At 45.8% G+C, this 15,716-nt stretch carries 15 protein-coding genes; 6 read left to right on the forward strand and 9 right to left on the reverse strand.

Annotated elements, in window-relative coordinates:
* Positions 1 to 81: 81 nt before the first annotated feature.
* The 6 genes from ACED45_RS08855 to gcl all read right to left on the reverse strand — a co-directional run bounded on the left by ACED45_RS08855 (position 82) and on the right by gcl (position 7,719).
* Positions 82 to 1,518, reverse strand: coding sequence for an amidohydrolase (locus ACED45_RS08855; protein ID WP_371713799.1), 1,437 nt, complete (start codon positions 1,516 to 1,518; stop codon positions 82 to 84).
* 260 nt (positions 1,519 to 1,778) lie between these two features.
* Entirely contained in the window at positions 1,779 to 2,387 is a 609-nt protein-coding gene (locus ACED45_RS08860; RefSeq protein WP_371713800.1) for a TetR/AcrR family transcriptional regulator, read from the reverse strand.
* Positions 2,388 to 2,550: 163 nt separating this feature from the next.
* Complete coding sequence (locus ACED45_RS08865) at positions 2,551 to 3,861, reverse strand: glycerate kinase type-2 family protein (RefSeq protein ID WP_371713801.1); 1,311 nt, start codon at positions 3,859 to 3,861, stop codon at positions 2,551 to 2,553.
* A gap of 258 nt (positions 3,862 to 4,119) precedes the next feature.
* Positions 4,120 to 5,016, reverse strand: a complete 897-nt coding sequence (locus ACED45_RS08870; RefSeq protein WP_371713802.1) for a 2-hydroxy-3-oxopropionate reductase — start codon at positions 5,014 to 5,016, stop codon at positions 4,120 to 4,122.
* A 37-nt stretch (positions 5,017 to 5,053) separates the two neighbouring features.
* Positions 5,054 to 5,830 carry a hydroxypyruvate isomerase gene (hyi, locus tag ACED45_RS08875; RefSeq protein ID WP_102398175.1) on the reverse strand — a complete coding sequence of 259 codons (777 nt, stop codon included), beginning with the start codon at positions 5,828 to 5,830 and terminating at the stop codon, positions 5,054 to 5,056.
* Positions 5,831 to 5,946: 116 nt separating this feature from the next.
* The gene (gene gcl, locus ACED45_RS08880; RefSeq protein WP_102394007.1) at positions 5,947 to 7,719 is read right to left on the reverse strand and encodes a glyoxylate carboligase; all 1,773 of its coding nucleotides are present in this window, start codon (positions 7,717 to 7,719) and stop codon (positions 5,947 to 5,949) included.
* A 313-nt stretch (positions 7,720 to 8,032) separates the two neighbouring features.
* On the opposite strand from gcl, the gene aceB reads away from it, so the two are divergent.
* Both aceB and ACED45_RS08890 read left to right on the forward strand, forming a co-directional pair.
* Entirely contained in the window at positions 8,033 to 9,658 is a 1,626-nt protein-coding gene (gene aceB / locus ACED45_RS08885; protein WP_371713803.1) for a malate synthase A, read from the forward strand.
* A 102-nt stretch (positions 9,659 to 9,760) separates the two neighbouring features.
* Entirely contained in the window at positions 9,761 to 10,201 is a 441-nt protein-coding gene (locus ACED45_RS08890; protein ID WP_004732837.1) for a GlcG/HbpS family heme-binding protein, read from the forward strand.
* A gap of 127 nt (positions 10,202 to 10,328) precedes the next feature.
* Here the strand turns inward: ACED45_RS08890 and ACED45_RS08895 are convergent, their stop codons facing one another.
* The gene (locus tag ACED45_RS08895) at positions 10,329 to 10,811 is read right to left on the reverse strand and encodes a MarR family winged helix-turn-helix transcriptional regulator (protein WP_004732835.1); all 483 of its coding nucleotides are present in this window, start codon (positions 10,809 to 10,811) and stop codon (positions 10,329 to 10,331) included.
* 123 nt (positions 10,812 to 10,934) lie between these two features.
* Between ACED45_RS08895 and ACED45_RS08900 the strand changes: the two genes are divergently transcribed.
* Positions 10,935 to 11,828, forward strand: a complete 894-nt coding sequence (locus ACED45_RS08900) for a DMT family transporter (RefSeq protein WP_371713804.1) — start codon at positions 10,935 to 10,937, stop codon at positions 11,826 to 11,828.
* Positions 11,829 to 11,914: 86 nt separating this feature from the next.
* The gene (locus ACED45_RS08905; protein ID WP_240701561.1) at positions 11,915 to 12,490 is read left to right on the forward strand and encodes an ABC transporter substrate-binding protein; all 576 of its coding nucleotides are present in this window, start codon (positions 11,915 to 11,917) and stop codon (positions 12,488 to 12,490) included.
* 283 nt (positions 12,491 to 12,773) lie between these two features.
* Here ACED45_RS08905 and ACED45_RS08910 read toward each other — a convergent pair whose 3' ends face one another.
* Positions 12,774 to 13,169: a RidA family protein gene (locus tag ACED45_RS08910; protein WP_371713805.1), complete on the reverse strand. Its 396-nt coding sequence runs from the start codon at positions 13,167 to 13,169 to the stop codon at positions 12,774 to 12,776.
* Positions 13,169 to 13,477 carry a putative quinol monooxygenase gene (locus tag ACED45_RS08915; protein ID WP_102539496.1) on the reverse strand — a complete coding sequence of 103 codons (309 nt, stop codon included), beginning with the start codon at positions 13,475 to 13,477 and terminating at the stop codon, positions 13,169 to 13,171. Before ACED45_RS08915 ends, ACED45_RS08910 begins: the two co-directional genes overlap by 1 nt.
* 114 nt (positions 13,478 to 13,591) lie before the next feature.
* Here ACED45_RS08915 and ACED45_RS08920 point away from each other — a divergent pair, with 114 nt between their 5' ends.
* Both ACED45_RS08920 and ACED45_RS08925 read left to right on the forward strand, forming a co-directional pair.
* Complete coding sequence (locus tag ACED45_RS08920; protein WP_371713806.1) at positions 13,592 to 14,494, forward strand: LysR family transcriptional regulator; 903 nt, start codon at positions 13,592 to 13,594, stop codon at positions 14,492 to 14,494.
* Between the two features lie 264 nt (positions 14,495 to 14,758).
* The gene (locus ACED45_RS08925; RefSeq protein ID WP_371713807.1) at positions 14,759 to 15,676 is read left to right on the forward strand and encodes a DMT family transporter; all 918 of its coding nucleotides are present in this window, start codon (positions 14,759 to 14,761) and stop codon (positions 15,674 to 15,676) included.
* Positions 15,677 to 15,716 lie beyond the last annotated feature (40 nt).

Genomic DNA, 15,716 nt, shown 5'->3' on the forward strand with positions numbered 1-15,716 from the left:
TTTGAGCTTATCTAAACAAGAAAGGCCGACATATTGTCGGCCTTATTCATTCTGTTCGATTACTAAAGCCAGGTTTAAGTCCTAATCCATCAAGCTCTTCGACTTAATCGCTTTCTTAGACAGTTCTTTCGCGAACTCAGTAATGTCGGCTTCAAACTCATCAACGCTTTGGCGGATGTCGTCCAGTTGAACCGTCTGCATCACGCGGTTTTCCATTACGATTTGGCCGTTAACAATGGTCGTGTCGATGTTGCTTGGGTTCGCTTGATAAACCAAGGTCGCGTATGGGTCGTAGCTTGGCATCATGTTCGCTGATTGTGTCTCGACAATCACTATGTCTGCTTTTTTACCGACTTCCAAAGAACCAATTTGGTCTTCCATGTGTAAGGCTTTAGCGCCACCTAAGGTCGCCATTTCAATCACTTGCTCAGGAATCATGATAGTGCGGTCAGAATGCTTTAAACGTTGCATATTTGCAGCGTAGCTTAGGGTACGCATGATATCGACTTGATTTGAGCTCATTGGGCCATCGGTTCCCAAGCCGATTCGCATATCAGCACGGTACATATCCCATGCTGGTGCGATGCCGGTTGCACCTTTAGCGTTCGCCATTGGGTTGTATGAGATCCCTGCATCAGCTTGCTTTAGAAGCTTTTGATCGCTCTCTGAAAGGTGGATACCGTGAGCAATGACTACACGCTCGTCCAGCACACCAATTTCACTCATGTATTCGACTGGCGACGTGGCCTTAGTTTCATCTTTGATGCGCTTCTCTTCATTTGGGAATTCAGCAACGTGAATTAACACCGGCACATCATATTGAGCAGACAGTTTGTTGATTTCTTGAAGCTTGTCTTTGCTCACTGTGTACACCGCGTGTGGTGCGTAAGCAGGTGTAATCAGCTCGTCGTTTTGGTACTGCTCAATGAAGCCTTTGGCATAATCGATACCGCCATAAGGTTCTTTAGCGTCTACCACAGGGAACTTAATCACGGTCTCGCCGAGCACCGCACGCAGGCCAACTTCTTTGGTCGCTTTTGCCATTTCATCCATGTGGTAATACATGTCGGCATAAGTCGTGACACCACTTTGTGCCAACTCGATACTGCCTAGCTTGGTCGCGTTATAAATCAGTTCACGGCTTAGCTTTTCGGCTTCAAGCGGGAAGAAGTAAGCGAATAATCGGTTGGAAATACCCTCTTCACCTAAACCGCGAAACGCAATCATAGGAAGGTGGTTATGAGCATTGACCATACCTGGCATAACAATACCGTCTTGAGCATCAATCACCTTTTCAGCGCGATATTGAGTAATCAAGTTCTCATTACCCACCGCGATGATCTGGTCGTTTTTAACGACGACAACACCATCTTCAATCACATCCATTTCAGAGTTGATAGTTAGGACTTGTCCATTAGTGATAATCAGATCGGCGTTGTATGTTTGAGTTGCCACTGTCGAACCACAGCCAGCCAGTAAAACAGCGCTGATGGTGCATGCCAAGCTTTTAAGCGTCATTGCTAAACCTATATGTTGTGCGTGTAATAAATATAGAAGTCTAATATTAGCTTCTAGCTTTGATAAAAATGACGGAATTGAATTTTTGCCGATACTATAACGCTAACTTTAAATAAAATGGCATACCTAATCGAGCCAAATTCAAGATAAATAAGTTATTGCACAACAGGTCACAAAAGTAGCTTTGCACATATGCTCACTCAAATGCACAAACAAAAAAGGCCTGCAATCGCAGACCCAAAAAAAACATTCAAATAACGTTAGCTTTTCACACCACAGCCTTTAATCACCAGTTGAGTAATGAACTCAGCGGCATCGGCATAGTCTTTATCATCGAGCTGCTCTTTCTGCATTACACTGCAAATCTGCCAGCCAAAGTCGGCGTAAGTTTGAGTGGCTGCCCAAATGGTAAACATCAAGTGGTGTGCGGGGACATCGTCCATTAGACCTTGCGCCGACCAAGTTGAAAACTTATCAAGAATCATCTGGGATTGCTTATACAGCTCATCACCAATCTCTTTCGGTAGTACTTTCGCGCCGGACATCACTTCATTGGCAAACACTTTAGAGGCGTGTGGATGGTCGCGAGAAATGATCAGCTTGGTTTGAATATACTGAGACAAGGCTTCAACAGGATCGCTGAGTTCTTCAATCGGACGAGACGCTTCTAGTAAGGGCTGAGTGACGGTTTCAAGCACAGCGCTGTAGAGCTTATCTTTAGAGCTGAAATAATAGAATACGTTAGGTTTGGGAATGTCGGCCGCTTTTGCGATATCGGCCATTTTTGTTGCGGCATAACCATGAGTGGCGAATTGTTCACACGCGACTTCGATGATTAAATCTTGATTCTTTTGTCTGATCCTAGACATATTGCATCCTTTACAGCTCGTTACTGAAATCATAGTAATCAACGTGCTTCATTAGTCCAGAAGATAATTTCAGAACTCAAGGTCACAGCATTGATAACAATAAAATGGTCGCTCTATTTGTTAAGAAGCGACCATTCCATACCGTGTTTTTGAGCTGTTCAAATTAAAGAATCAATATCGCGCGGAAGTCATTCACATTGGTCAACGTCGGGCCCGTGGTAAGAAGCACATCGACTTGCTTGAAGAAATCGTAGCTGTTGTTGGCATCGAGGTAGTCTTGCGCTTTAAGCGACAGGCTCGAACCTTGTTGCCATGTTTGAGGTGTAATCCACGCGCCCGCATTGTCTTCCACACCATCAATCCCGTCGGTATCGGCAGCCAATGCAAATATATTGTCTTGGCCTTTGAGCTCGTTATATAGGCTCAACAAGAACTCACAGTTACGCCCACCGCGACCATTGCCTTTAACGGTTACTGTGGTTTCGCCACCAGAAAGTATCACGCAAGGCGCCTCAAATGGATGCTTATGATTTGCCACTTGCTTAGCCAGCGCAGCATGAACCTTCGCGACATCTCGCGCTTCCCCCTCTATGCAATCACTCAACACATAAGCCGGAATACCCAAGCCTTCGGCTTCTGCAGCGGCAGCTTCCAATGCTGACATTGGGGTTGCGATAATATGATGCTCGGCGTTCTTCCAACAGACGTCATCTGGTTTCACGGTTTCTGATTCTGGGTTGTTCAACCATTCAAATGCCGAAGGTGGTGTTTCAATTCGATAACGTTCCAGTATTGCCATCGCATCAAAGCGGGTGGTGGTGTCTGGTACGGTTGGGCCCGATGCAATCACACTGATGTCATCGCCCGGCACATCTGAAATCGCCAATGAGACGACTCTTGCCGGGTAAGCGGCCTTTGCTAGTCGCCCACCTTTGATTGACGATAAATGCTTACGCACACAGTTCATCTCATCAATAGCCGCGCCAGATTTAAGCAGTGCTTTATTGATTTGTTGCTTCTCTGCCAAGCTGATGTCGCCACCGGGCAAGCTTAGTAATGCAGAGCCACCGCCAGACAGTAGGCAAATAACCGTATCGTCAGCGCTCAAGTCACTCACCAATTGCAGCATACGTTGGCTTACTTCTAAGCCCATCGCATCCGGAACTGGGTGCGCCGCTTCAATCACCTCAATATGTTCGCAAGGGGCGGTGTGCTCATAACGAGTCACCACCAGGCCTTCAAGGTCACGCAACGCAAGGTCTTGTTGTTTCTTTGCCTGCCAAACCGCTTCAAGCTCAGCTGCCATTGATGCGGCTGCTTTTCCTGCTCCTATCACCACAGTTCGCCCAGCTTGGTTAGCAGAGCGATAAAAAATGTCTTGAGGAAGAAAAGGTTCGATGTGATTTTTAGGTAGCGCCTGATTAACAGCACTTGAGAAAAGGGTTTGCAGAAACTGCTTAGCATCAATGTCCATCAGCCACTCCTTAGTTGACGGAGAAAAAAAGAACCCCGATACAAGGCTAAAGGGTGCCTGCTAAGATCAAGTTGGAAAGGAACAACTTCAACCTCTGCCTCATATCAGGAACGCGTATAAAAGGAGACGAAACTACGCGATTTATAAACAAACTGTTTGAAACTGGGGGCTAACTTCTCGAAGCTAGCCCGGATTCATTGGTTTTAGTTTCAGCAGAAACGACAAAACCAATTATTTAGACGGATTACTCGTTAAGGATTAGCGAATTGAGTGATCAGAACGCTTCTCTATCGCTTGAATCAGCGCAGAGTGGTCCCAACCTTCACCGCCCATTTCAGCACATTCGCCAAATAGCTCTTGCGCGATAGCTGTGTTTGGCAGCGCAACGCCTAGCTCTTGTGCGCCCGTTAGCGCAAGGTTTAGATCTTTCTGGTGAAGCGAGATTCTAAAGCCCGGGTCAAAGGTACCTTCAACCATTCGCTCGCCGTGTACTTCCAAGATCTTAGAGTTAGCAAAGCCGCCTAGTAGCGCCTGACGCACGCGTGCTGGATCTGCACCGGCTTTCGAAGCAAAAACTAAGGCTTCGGATACCGCTTCGATATTCAGAGCAACGATGATCTGGTTGGCAACCTTACACGTTTGGCCAGCACCGTTATCACCCACCAGCGTGATGTTTTTACCCATGGTTTCAAATAGCGGACGTGCTTTATCAAAGGCGTCTTGCTCACCACCAACCATGATAGTCAGCGCTGCATTAATAGCGCCGACTTCGCCACCTGATACCGGAGCATCTAGGTATGACGCGCCACCTTCGTTGATTCGTGCGGCAATCGCTTTGGTCGCGATTGGCGAGATTGAACTCATATCGATAACCAATTTTCCAGCTGCGCCACTCGCCATTAGGCCTTGCTCGACACCGTTCTCACCAAACAGGACATCTTCCACTTGAGGCGTATTAGGCACCATTAGGATAATGACATCCGCCGCCTCTGCCGCTTCTGCTGGTGAGTGGTAGACCGTTGCGCCCGCTGCCACAAGATCGGCAGGTGCTGCATTAAAGTGATCCGACAGAATCAATTCATGACCCGCTTTTTGAAGGTTACTCGCCATAGGTTTACCCATGATGCCAGTTCCGATAAATGCAATTTTAGACATGTTGTTCTCCTTAACGTTTGAGGGTTACCAGACGCAATTAACGGTACTGGTGCAGCCAACCAAGGCCTTCTGTCGTTGTTGTTTTTGGCTTGTATTCGCAGCCAACCCAGCCTTGATAGCCAAGCTCATCAAGATAATTGAGCACGAATGGGTAATTGATTTCGCCAGTACCCGGTTCGTGTCGGCCTGGATTATCCGCCAGTTGCACGTGTGCGATTTGGCCAATGTTTTGTTGCATGGTCGGCGTAAGATCGCCTTCCATAATTTGCATGTGATAAATATCGTATTGGATAGAAAGGTTATCGCTCCCTACCTCTTTAATGATCGCTTTGGCTTGCTCAGTCGTGTTCAAGAAGAAGCCCGGAATATCGCGGGTATTGATCGCTTCTATCACTAAGCTAATGCCTTCTGCTGCTAGCGCGTTTGCCGCGTAATGCAGGTTAATCACAAACGCTGATTGCGCGTCTTGTTGAGTAACACCTTGCGGGACAATCCCGGCTAAGCAATTCACTTGAGTACAACCGAGTGCTTTAGCGTAAGCGATAGCTTTAGGTACACCCGCTTGAAACTCTTCGACTCGTGCTGGGTCGACCGCGATACCACGGTCGCCAGCATCCCAATCACCCGCGGGCAGGTTAAATAGCACTTGCTCTAGGTTATTAGCGTCGAGCTTTTGTTTAATCTCATCGGCATCAAAGGCGTAAGGGAAAAGGTATTCGACACCTTGAAAGCCCGCTTCTGCGGCGGCTTCAAAGCGATCCATAAAATCGACTTCCGTGAATAACATTGACAAGTTTGCTGCAAATTTTGCCATGACTCTGTCCTTATTCTTTATCTGTAAAAATCTGGTTGTTTGTAGTAAAGCCTCGCTCTATCGGAGGCTTTCCGTAGGGCTAAACCTCAGCTCTACGGATACACATTACTTAATGATTACTTGTACGCCAGCGCCGTTGGAGCATCACCGCGGCTTTCGGCAAGTGGCTCAAATTCGTTGATCGCGTTGATCTCTACGCCCATCGCAATATTGGTCACTCGCTCAAGAATTAGCTCAACAACAACCGGGACTTTATGCTTGTTCATCAGCTCTTTTGCTTGCTCAAACGCTGCTGCAATTTGCTCTGGTTCACGAACTCGAATCGCCTTACAACCTAGGCCTTCAACAACTGCGACATGGTCTACCCCGTAGCCTTCAAGCTCTGGTGCGTTCTGGTTATCAAACGCCAGTTGTACACAATAATCGATATCAAATTGGCGCTGCGCTTGGCGAATCAAACCTAGGTAAGAGTTGTTCACCAGTACATGGATGTATGGCAGGTTGAACTGAGCACCTACCGCCAGTTCTTCGATCATGAATTGGAAATCATAATCACCAGAGATAGCGACGATATCGCGATTTGGATCAGCCGCTCGGACACCCAATGCGGCTGGTGTTGTCCAACCTAGCGGGCCAGCTTGACCACAGTTGATCCAGTTACGCGGCTTATAAACATGCAGGAACTGAGCGGCAGCGATTTGCGACAAACCAATCGTACTCACATAACAAGTGTCACGACCAAATGCCTTGTTCATCTCTTCATAAACACGCATCGGTTTCATTGGTGCTTCATCAAAATTGGTTTTACGCAGCATGGTCGACTTGCGTTCCTGACACTCACTTGCCCAAGCATTTCGGTTCGGCAGTTTGCCTGCATCACGCCACTCTTGCGCCACTTCAACCATTAGCTCTAGCGCAGCTTTCGCATCAGAGACTATGCCTAAATCCGGGCAGAACACGCGGCCGATTTGAGTCGGTTCAATGTCCACATGTACGAACTTGCGGCCTTCAGTGTAAACATCTACAGAACCGGTATGACGGTTAGCCCATCGGTTACCCACACCAAACACAAAGTCAGAGTTGAGCATGGTTTCGTTACCGTAACGGTGGGAAGTTTGTAGCCCTACCATGCCCGCCATTAAGTCATGATCATCCGGGATCGATCCCCAACCCATTAAGGTTGGAATTACAGGAACACCAGTGATCTCGGCAAACTGCTGCAGCAATTCAGATGCGCCAGCGTTAATCACACCACCACCGGATACAATCAGCGGTTTTTCCGACTGAGCCATCATGGTTAATGCTTTCTCAACCTGCGCGCGGGTTGCTTGTGGCTTATAAGGTTCTAGCGGTTCATAGGTATCGATATCAAACTCAATCTCAGCCAACTGAACATCAATCGGTAGATCAATCAGGATTGGACCCGGGCGACCCGAACGCATTAAATGAAAGGCTTTTTGAAATGCGCGTGGCACTTGTGCAGGTTCCAGCACCGTGGTTGCCCACTTAGTGACTGGTTTGGCAATCGATTCGATATCGACCGCTTGAAAGTCTTCTTTATGAAGGCGAGCACGCGGAGCCTGACCAGTGATACATAGGATAGGGATCGAGTCAGCTGATGCAGAATAAAGCCCCGTGATCATGTCCGTTCCTGCCGGGCCAGAAGTACCAATACACACACCTATATTTCCTTGACTGGTACGTGTGTACCCTTCAGCCATATGGGATGCACCCTCTACGTGGCGAGCTAAGACGTGATCGATTCCTCCGAGCTTTTTCATCGCTGCATACATAGGGTTTATTGCTGCGCCGGGAACACCAAATGCGATGTCTACTCCTTCACGTTTAAGCACTTCTACCGCTGCTTCAATCGCTTTCATAATTGCCATTCGAACCTCCAGTTCAGATTGTATACAATTAAACTAACTTTTGTGTACTATGAACCATCCTCGCTATTTATCAACCCCAAAATGAAACAATTTTGTTACATCACACTGCCATTTTGAGTAAGCATCAACCCTGAAAAGCTTACAATTCATTACGTTACATAAAATATCTTTACGTAAAAATAAATTCCAAAAAGACCAAATGATAAATAAATGTTAAATACCCTTTGCTTGTTTACAATTTATGCAATATAAATATCCTTAAAAATAGCATTTTGTATACAAAGTGACATCGTATTGTTCAAAGGAGACAACAATGATGAATGACGTAAAAGAGAGAGAAGAAGTACAATGTATGCAGGTACTCGGGAATATGGACAACCCCGAGTACAAAGAGATCTTGTCTAAAGATGCATTAAAATTCTTAGAAGCTCTCGTCAATAAGTTTGGAGATCGCCGTCATGCCCTGCTAAGTGACCGCGACATAAAACAAGCTCAATATGACGAGGGAGAGCTACCCAATTTCAGAAAAGACACCATTTCCATTCGCCAGAATAAAGAGTGGAAAGTGGCAACGCCGCCGCCAGAATTGCTGGATCGCAGAGTAGAGATCACCGGTCCTATCGAGAGAAAGATGGTGATCAACGCGCTAAACTCAGGCGCGAAAGTCTTCATGTGCTGCTTTGAGGATGCGTCTTCCCCAACTTGGGCCAATATGGTCGAAGGGCAAATCAACCTAAGAGACGCCAACCTTGGCACCATTAGCTACTTCGATGAGAAGAAGCAGAAGAGTTACCAATTAAACGACGATCCAGCACTGCTGATCGCTCGTCCACGTGGTATTCATTTACCTGAGCAGTCTATTCAATTCAACAATCAGCCTATCGGCGGTTGCTTGATGGACTTCGCCTTGTACTTTTTCCACAACTATCAATCACGTGCACAACAAGGTTTAGGGGTTTACTACTACATTCCAAAGTTAGAAAGCATGGAAGAGGCGCAGTGGTGGGACGATATTTTCAGCTTCACCGAAAGCTATTTCCAAGTACCCAAAGGCACTATTCGCGCGACAGTATTGATCGAAACGCTACCTGCCGTATTCCAGATGGAAGAGATCTTGTACGCCATGCGTGATCATATCGTAGCAATGAACTGCGGCCGTTGGGATTACATCTTCAGCTACATCAAAACGCTGAAAAACCATAAAGATCGTATCTTGCCTGACCGCCACGGGATCGGAATGGATCAAGAGTTTCTAAATGCCTACAGCCAGCTGTTGGTACGCACTTGTCACGCTCGTGGCGCACTGGCGATGGGTGGCATGTCAGCCTTTATTCCAGCGAAAGACCCGCAAGAGATGGCGCGTGTGACTGCCAAAGTAATTGAAGATAAACAGAGAGAATCTCAGAACGGACACGATGGCACATGGGTCGCACACCCTGCACTGGTTGATTTGGCGATGTCGATATTCGATAAGCACCTCGATGGTAAAGTAAACCAAATGGATTTCCAAAGCCCAGAGCATGTGATCAATGCAGACTTATTGCTAAAACCTTGTGAAGGTAGCCGCGATGAAGCGGGCGTTCGTAAGAATATACGCATCGCGCTGTATTACATTGAGGCTTGGATTCAAGGCTACGGCTGTGTACCTATCTACGGCCTTATGGAAGATGCCGCTACCGCTGAGATATCGAGAGCCAATATTTGGCAATGGATCCACCACGGGGTAACACTCGATGATGGCCAAACCTTTACCAAATCACTATTCCACTCTTGGCTTTACCAAGAGCTAGACACCATAAAACATGAAGTCGGAGACTCGCGCTATGCAGCAGGTCGATTTGAAGAGACAGCTGATCTTTTCTATCAACTTTCTACAGCCGATGAGTTCGCTGCCTTCCTAACTTTACCCAGCTATGGGCTGTTACAAGAGTCCAGTTAGGACTCTTGTACCGAACTGAATCAGTCAATGATGCTCACCAACAAGAGTCATAATTGGCTGACTTAGCTTGGTACACGGCCCCTTGAAAAACTAGGAGATAACATGGGAAGTTTGACTCTACAACAAGCGTTAACCATCATTGATGGCACCTTACAAGCAGGAAACAAGATCCACACTGAGCCTTTGACGGTCGCCGTCTTAGACAGCGGTGGCAAACTGATTTCTCTGCAACGTCAAGACGGCTCTAGCATGATGCGACCAGACATCGCGATTGCTAAAGCGTGGGGGGCACTCGCACTGGGTTGTTCCTCTAGAAAACTCGCCCAAGATGCTGACAACCGACCAGCATTTATCTCCGCCGTAAACGTGTTGGCACACGGAAATATGGTGCCAGTGCCAGGGGGCCTACTGATTCGAGATAAGGATAAAACGGTACTTGGCGCGATTGGAGTGAGCGGTGACATCTCAGACATCGACGAGAGCTGCGCCATTAATGGTATTGGTTGTGCTGAGCTATTCAGTGACGAGATGCTGCAAGCTTAACTCGCGAATTCGCTGTACTTGAAGTTCTTAAACAAGCACAAAAAAACCGAAGCTCATCACTTCGGTTTTCAAATCAGTTTGAGTTAGCTCAGTTCAATAAATTCAGCAAGCCGATCCAGCCAGTCAATTACTCGTAAGCACTCAGCCATGTTTTAAGCAACTGGTTAGTATTCTTCTTTTGACTAGTAGACAGTGATTTAACGAGCTTTTTTTGCGTTTCGACATGCTCTGTCATCATTTGATCAATCAGAATAAGACCATCTTTTGTTAACTGAACACTCACGCTGCGTCTGTCTTCTTTGCTGTGCTCACGACTGATCAGCCCTTTGGCTTCTAGCTTATCAAGGCGATTGGTCATCGCGCCTGATGTCAGCATCATCGACCCGATCAGTTCTGACGGAGTCAGTCGGTAAGGCTTTCCAGAACGTCGCAACGTCGCCAGCACATCAAACTCACCCAGCTTCATGTCGTATTTTTTATGAAGCTCGGCAACTTGCGTCTCCATATACTTGGCAATACGCATAATCCGGCCCATCATTGCCATAGGCTCAGTTTCTAGCTCAGGCTTTTCCTTTGCCCATTGCTCTACTACGCGGTCGATAGCATCCATTTGCAATCTCGCTCCGTTATTAGTCTGATTACTTCAAACTAGTTTAACATAAAGATACTTTACAACCACTAGTTCTCAGTATACAGTTCACACAATAGTTATCTTAACGTAAAGATATTTCAGATGAACATATTATTAGCAATGATCCCCGCATTCTTTTGGGGAACAACCTATGCAGTGACGCAATTTACGCTACAGGAGTGGCCACCATTATTATTGGGTGCTTTGCGTGCATTACCTGCTGGTTTGTTATTGCTAGCGGTAAAACCAACGCTGCCTAAAAAAGGCGAGTGGCAGATCATTTTCACATTGGGCCTTATCAATATTGCGACCTTCTTTGGCTTGATCTTCGTAATGGCGCTAACGCTACCTTCGGCGATCTCTGGCGTGGGTATGATCTCTGTGCCGGTGTTCGCGATGATCTTCCACTGGGTAGTGAAAAAGCAACGCCCACATCTGATTCAAGCCCTGTCTGGTATTGGCTTGATCACCTTAGCGTGGATATTGTTTAATCCAAGTCAGATCGCATTAAACCCGATCGGTTTAGGTGCCATGTTCGCGGCAATCATGTGTATCGTTATCGGCAGCAGCATTACCAAATCACTGGGTAATCGCATGCACTGGTGGAAAGTATTAACGTGGCAGCTGATTCTAGGCGGTACGATTTTATCTGTCGCATCTGGCGTTCATGCGTTCATCGACCCGCAGCCTTATGTTAACGCTGTCACTCATTTCGATTCTCGTAATGCTATGGGGCTATTGTGGGTGATTGGACTAAACACAGCTCTGGGTTATGGCATGTATGTGTGGCTGCTACAACGTATGTCAGTGGTTGATTTCACCTTCGGTGGTATTGCAAACCCAGTTGCAGGCATCGTGACCGGTATGGTGTTAATGAGTGAATCATTTACTCCAGTCCAATACTCACTAATGACTGGCATGATCGTGATGTCACTGCTGCCGCAGCTTATCCTTGCGGTAAGACAAACTAAACAAGTTAAGCCTGTTACGCAGTAGATACTGTTTCCTAAACGTATTGATAAAAACGCGCCTTACATAGGCGCGTTTTTGTTGGTGGCCAGGCCATCGGTGAACTAGCAGAGATGGAGCAGTGGGAAAAAGGTTGTGAACACGCATTGATAAACCCACATCGCCATCCTTGGTTCGGAGAAGCAAAGCGCGTTAAATCACTAAATGAATTACTCCGCATACTTGGTGTCGCTAAAGATATTCCTCTAGACACTGTCGGCTACGCCTGCGGAATGCTTGCTACGTCTAACCAGCCATCAAGCTCTAAACTTATTAACAACAGTGACCAAGACGTATTGAAAGCCGCCCGGCATCTGGCTGACTCACTAACTAAACCGACCCAACCAATAAAGATCCTAACCTACCAATTGTTTGATCACATCAAAATGGCTCGCCATTATTGTGAGCGATTGAATGAACTTGGTTTTTCTTGCGAATATCAAGTGCTCGAATTCCCGGACTTTTGCCAACAAAGCAATCTACAAAATGCGGATATATTGATCAGTGGTGAAGTGTTTTCAGACAATCTCGACAGCAGCTGGATGGGATGGCTACAAAGTTCTATTGCCTTAGAGGTTTGTTTAACTGACGAGCAAAAACAGTGGCGTAACAAAAGCCTTGAACAGCTATGGGGTATGGGGTCTCAATGACTACCACCAGCGACAATCGGCCTTTCTAGAGCTTGAGGCACAATTAATAGAGTTCGGTGTTTATAGACCGATTTTCCACGTATAACAGCAACTCAATTATGCTAAAACAGTTAATCCAGTTGAGCAGCTGGCGAATGGTTGGATCGATTTCAACCAAATCACTATGCGTCGCTGAGTAGCAATATTTCTAGATAAGAAATCACCCCTTTATAGTCCGATTAAATAAAGGGGCTTTTTGCTTCATATCATGTCTTTCGTATCAATTGAGCATACAGCGATCGACTTAAATCAGTTTCGCCGCTTCGGCCTCAATTTCAACTTTCCATCGCTCATCAAAGAGCCCTTGTACAAACAGTAATGTCGTTGGGAGACCACCAACATCGAAAGGCAATCGCTGCTTTGCGGCTTGATAGTCAGACATATCATTCCGGTCAACTAAGTACAGCCTTACACTGATTAAATCTTCGATATCCATTTGGTTTGCCTGAAGCACACCTCTCAGATTTTCCCAAGCCAGTACAATCTGTTGTTCCGCACTTTCAGCCACCATCCCTTCGCTATCAATCCCTAGTTGCCCAGCGATGTGCAACCGCGTTGAACCTGCGGGGATCAAAGCACATTGATGATAATTAGCGGCTGGAGCGGGTACTGAAGAAGGGCTCCATATCTTATTCATCATTACGCCTCAGAGGCTGTGACGATTTTTGACATGACGGTGATAATTGGCATATCCGTAAGCATCGCGCCTAAACGGTCAAAATCACCAATATCTTTGCGCCAAGCAATGTATTCATTAAAGTGAGCGGTACTTTCCCATTCTTCACATAAAACCAAGGAATTTTCTGCCAAATCTTTTTGATAAAGCTCCGCAGAAAGGTTGCCGTTAAAAGTACGAGTATCTGGCAATATTTCGTTAAAAAACTCACCGATCTCTGCCGTTTTATTTTCAGTATGGCTCAAGGTAAATTGCACTAAAATAGTCATCATTCTCTCCGTTTTCTTATTTTGTTAAGGTACGAGGAGAATCTTACTTGTTTGTTAAAATAGATAAATACAGTAATATTTGAAACATAGTTCGATTCAACAAGACAATAAACCACCATGAAAAACGAATTGCATCGCATGCAAGTGTTCGCCCAAATTGTAGAATCGGGCTCCATAACGAAAGCAGCTGATAAGCTAGATCTCTCAAAGTCTGTCGTTAGCCATCACTTACAAGGGCTTGAGCAACAGCTTGGTGTGAAATTACTCACTCGAACAACACGTCGCCAATCCTTAACCGACGCTGGACAACGTTTTTATCAACGATGCTTAGAAATGCGAAAATTAATGTCGCTTGCGGAAGAAGAAGTGCGCGAGTCCTGTTCTGATTTTGCAGGCACTATCACCATCACATCCCCACACACATTGATGACACATCTTATTGGACCTGCAATGTGTGAGTTTATGAAAAGCCACCCTCGTATCGAGCCTCAACTATTGGCTAACGATATGCGCGTAGATCTTATCGAGAAATACATAGACCTGTCGGTCACTGTTGGGGCTCTTCCTGATTCAACGTCTCGTGCAATTAAGCTCGGAGAGCTTCATCAGGTACTGTGTTGTCACCCAGATTATCTTACTAAGGCGCAAATACCGCAGCCAATCACGCCAAGTGACCTCTCCCAATATGACTACATTGCCAATCAGTGGGAAGGAATCAACAGCCAAAGAAGCTTTGAAATTAATAAGGGCAAAGTAAGCACGTATCAATTCAGGGCAAGTCGAATCGGAGATAGCGTTCCGACCATCCGCATGATGGCCTTAAATGGGTTGGGGATTGCCTGTTTACCTAAACAAGCAATTGAAGAAGACCTGACAAAAGGGACATTGGTAAACATCTTGCCCAAAGATCAAGTTCTTAAAGCCTCTTTCTATGTCGTCCATAATTATGGGTTACAGGTGCCAGCCCGAATTCGCGCCTTTATTGAACACCTAAAACAACACGCTGAATCTTATTCTTAATATCTTTCAACCAAATTTCCATACGTCGCTAAACTGACGATTTATCGACCAACATTAAACCTCACAAAGAATAATGACTTTGTTTAAGTTATCTAAAATAAAATAATTTTCTTCAAAATAACTATATTAGAGATTTAATTTCCACAATAAACTAAAATTAGAGATAAAAAGGCAAAACTTTTCTCCGACTACCTTTCTATACTGTGCCACGTCATTAAGGCGCCACAAGCCTATGATTCAAATAATTATTAATGAGTAGTCACCATGAATTCGAAGTCGCTAACTATCTTGCTTTTTGTCTCTGTTTGCTTAATTTGGGGAACCACTTGGTTCGCTATGGAAGTGGTATTGCATTCTATCCCACCTATTTTTGCCACTGCGTTACGCTTTTTACTTGCAGCACCGTTGCTCGCGGTATTAGCGAAAGTCTTTAAACAACCTTTGCTATTTCCAAAGGGTAAGCGTCAATGGTTGCTCATTGTGGCACTGATGTATTTTGCTATTCCGTTCACTTTGATGATCTATGGTGAGCAATACATCTCTTCTGGTCTAGCATCGATCATCTTCGCCAACATGCCAGTCGCTGTCATGCTGATGTCGGGTTTATTCTTAGGCCTACGATTGGCGAAACATCAAATCTTTGGTTTAGTCACAGCTGTTGTGAGCCTATGTTTAATCCTTGGCAATGAAATGCAAATGGGTGGTGATGACTACCTTATTGGCACGGTTTGTTTAGGCCTTGCTGTTGCCATTCACGCAGTGATGTATGTTTTAGTTCAAAAGCACTGTAAAGGCATCGAAGTACTTACCTACAACGCCGTTCCGAGCTTAATTGCTTCTCTATTTTTGTTCGCAGTTTCAGCGATGGGTGAAAGCGTTAATGTTGAATCCTTCACTTGGGATTCAATCTCAGCAGTCGTGTACCTAGGTTTTGTGGCGAGTGTGGGCGGCATTGTGGCTTACTTTAAATTAGGACAGGTTTCGACGCCGTTCCAAGCGTCTATCTGCTTCCTAATCTTCCCAGTGGTTGCGCTGCTGATCTCTTGCTACATCAATGGTGAGGTTTTATCTGAACAGTCTCTGCTTATGATGCTCCCTCTACTTTGTGGCATCTTGCTGACCAAGGCACCAAAGGGAATCTTCAAGCTGCGCTCTTCTTTGAAAACAGTAAGTAGCAACTAAGTTCTATGAATTTACCCTAGAAGCCCGCAATGCGCTTCTA

This window comes from Vibrio crassostreae (assembly GCF_041439375.1).
GTDB classification, from domain to species: domain Bacteria; phylum Pseudomonadota; class Gammaproteobacteria; order Enterobacterales; family Vibrionaceae; genus Vibrio; species Vibrio crassostreae_D.

Coding starts and splice junctions, on each gene's coding strand:
- ACED45_RS08920 (WP_371713806.1), top strand. CDS start 13,592: ATGAAAAACGAATTGCATCGCATGCAAGTGTTCGCCCAAATTGTAGAA.
- ACED45_RS08915 (WP_102539496.1), bottom strand. CDS start 13,477: ATGATGACTATTTTAGTGCAATTTACCTTGAGCCATACTGAAAATAAA.
- ACED45_RS08870 (WP_371713802.1), bottom strand. CDS start 5,016: ATGTCTAAAATTGCATTTATCGGAACTGGCATCATGGGTAAACCTATG.
- ACED45_RS08860 (WP_371713800.1), bottom strand. CDS start 2,387: ATGTCTAGGATCAGACAAAAGAATCAAGATTTAATCATCGAAGTCGCG.
- ACED45_RS08905 (WP_240701561.1), top strand. CDS start 11,915: ATGGAGCAGTGGGAAAAAGGTTGTGAACACGCATTGATAAACCCACAT.
- hyi (WP_102398175.1), bottom strand. CDS start 5,830: ATGGCAAAATTTGCAGCAAACTTGTCAATGTTATTCACGGAAGTCGAT.
- ACED45_RS08890 (WP_004732837.1), top strand. CDS start 9,761: ATGGGAAGTTTGACTCTACAACAAGCGTTAACCATCATTGATGGCACC.
- ACED45_RS08925 (WP_371713807.1), top strand. CDS start 14,759: ATGAATTCGAAGTCGCTAACTATCTTGCTTTTTGTCTCTGTTTGCTTA.
- ACED45_RS08855 (WP_371713799.1), bottom strand. CDS start 1,518: ATGACGCTTAAAAGCTTGGCATGCACCATCAGCGCTGTTTTACTGGCT.
- gcl (WP_102394007.1), bottom strand. CDS start 7,719: ATGGCAATTATGAAAGCGATTGAAGCAGCGGTAGAAGTGCTTAAACGT.
- ACED45_RS08900 (WP_371713804.1), top strand. CDS start 10,935: ATGAACATATTATTAGCAATGATCCCCGCATTCTTTTGGGGAACAACC.
- ACED45_RS08910 (WP_371713805.1), bottom strand. CDS start 13,169: ATGATGAATAAGATATGGAGCCCTTCTTCAGTACCCGCTCCAGCCGCT.
- ACED45_RS08895 (WP_004732835.1), bottom strand. CDS start 10,811: ATGGATGCTATCGACCGCGTAGTAGAGCAATGGGCAAAGGAAAAGCCT.
- ACED45_RS08865 (WP_371713801.1), bottom strand. CDS start 3,861: ATGGACATTGATGCTAAGCAGTTTCTGCAAACCCTTTTCTCAAGTGCT.
- aceB (WP_371713803.1), top strand. CDS start 8,033: ATGATGAATGACGTAAAAGAGAGAGAAGAAGTACAATGTATGCAGGTA.